General features: G+C 69.0%; 1 protein-coding gene. It reads left to right on the top strand.

Annotated elements, in window-relative coordinates:
- The coding region (locus tag ACRHNM_RS17495; protein ID WP_431137923.1) for a helix-turn-helix domain-containing protein at positions 1-217 on the top strand (217 nt) is incomplete at its 5' end.
- Positions 218-252 lie beyond the last annotated feature (35 nt).

The following is a 252-nucleotide window of genomic DNA, read 5'->3' as shown; positions in this document are numbered from 1 at the left end:
GGCCTTCCGGCGCTGCGCCGGCACCACCGTGTTCGAGTTCCTGCGCGAGGAGCGCATGCGCGAGGCGCGCCGCCTGCTGTGGGAGACCGGCCTGGACATCCAGGCGGTTTCGCAGGCGGTGGGCTTTGGCAACCGTGGCAATTTCTCCACCGCTTTCCGCGAGCGTTTCGGCATGGCGCCGACCGCCTTGCGCCAGGAACGGGATCCGCATGCGTAGTGTCCGTCCAGGCGTGTTGGCCTGGTTGCTGTGGC

Source organism: Psychroserpens mesophilus, assembly GCF_050617655.1.
GTDB classification, from domain to species: domain Bacteria; phylum Bacteroidota; class Bacteroidia; order Flavobacteriales; family Flavobacteriaceae; genus Psychroserpens; species Psychroserpens mesophilus_A.
This window is presented reverse-complemented; position numbering and strand designations above follow the sequence as displayed.